Genomic DNA, 1484 nt, shown 5'->3' with positions numbered 1-1484 from the left:
GCTCATCAGCCGCATCAACGCAGACCGAGGCACCGACATACCGCTGCGAGCCATCTTCGACTCGCCGACCGTAGCCGAACTCGCCGGGGTTCTCGATGCGTCGGCGTCCTCGAGTCGGCCGGCACTGACAGCTCGGGTGCGCCCGTCGGCGATCCCGTTGTCACCGGCTCAGTCCCGTATGTGGTTCCTCAACCGCTTCGATCCTGATTCGTCGGCGTACAACATGCCGGTGGTCCTTCGCCTCTCCGGCGCCCTCGACGTATCGGCGCTAGCTGCGGCAGTGGGTGATCTGGTGCTGCGCCACGAAGTGCTTCGGACGGTGTATCCCGAAGTGGCGGGCATCGGCTTCCAGAGGATTCTCTCGCCAGATGACGCGCTCGTGGAATTGGTGACCGAGCGCGTCTCCGAAAGCGTTCTGCTCGAACGAGTGTCAGATGTGCTCGGTGCGTCGTTCGACGTCACGTCCGAGATTCCCGTGCGAGCTCATCTGTTCCAGCTCGACGAGTTCGAGTTCGTGCTGGCGATGTCGGTGCATCACATTGCGGGTGACGGTTTCTCGATGGGGCCGTTGACGCGTGATGTGATGGTGGCGTACGAGGCGCGGTCCCGAGGTATGGAGCCGTCGTGGTCGCCGCTCGAGGTGCAGTACGCGGATTACGCGTTGTGGCAGCTCGAGATGTTGGGCTCGGAAGAATCGTCGACCTCACTCGTCACACGACAATTGGACTTCTGGCGCAGCGCTCTCGACGCACTACCGTCGGTGATCGATCTGCCGCTGGACCGACCTCGTCCGGCGGAAGCCTCCGGCCGTGGAGCCATGTTCTCGGCCCATCTGAGCCCCGAGGTGAACGCGCAGTTGGAGAAGGTCGCGCGTGAACACGGCGCTACGCCGTTCATGGTGTTGCATGCCGGTCTGGCTGTGGTGCTTTCGCGCTTCACCGGTGAATACGACGTAGTTGTGGGAACTCCTGTTGCGGGCCGAGGAGAACGTGCACTCGACGATCTGGTCGGCATGTTCGTCAATACCCTCGCACTACGTTCGGTGGTGTCGCCTGGCGCACGTTTCGCGGAATTGCTCGAGTCGGTTCGAGAATTCGACCTCCAGGCGTTCGCCAACGCCGACCTACCGTTCGAGCGTCTGGTGGAGGTACTCGATCCGGTTCGCTCGCAGTCGTATTCACCGCTCTTCCAGGTCAGTTTGACCCTGCAGAACATCGCGTTGACCGAACTCGAGTTCGACGGCATACACATCGCCGAAGTCGACAACATCGTGGCCACCACACAGTTCGACCTGGACTTCGTGTTCAACGAGACACTCACCACCGACGGGTCTCGCGGTGGTCTGGACCTACACCTGACCTATGCGACCGATCTCTTCGAGGAGGCAACCGCAGCGCGGTTGGTCGATGCATACGTCGCAGTGGTGACCGCTGCTGTAGCGGACACGTCCACCATCGTCGAGATGTTCGCCGTGGAGTCTGTGG

1 protein-coding gene is annotated in these 1484 nt (G+C 62.0%); it reads left to right on the top strand.

The features are described 5' to 3' along the window. The coding region (locus DBV08_RS31435) for a condensation domain-containing protein (protein WP_260395826.1) at window positions 1–1484 on the top strand (1484 nt) is incomplete at both ends.

The sequence above is a fragment of the Rhodococcus sp. KBW08 genome (assembly GCF_003852455.1).
Lineage (GTDB): Bacteria > Actinomycetota > Actinomycetes > Mycobacteriales > Mycobacteriaceae > Rhodococcus_F > Rhodococcus_F baikonurensis.
This window is presented reverse-complemented; position numbering and strand designations above follow the sequence as displayed.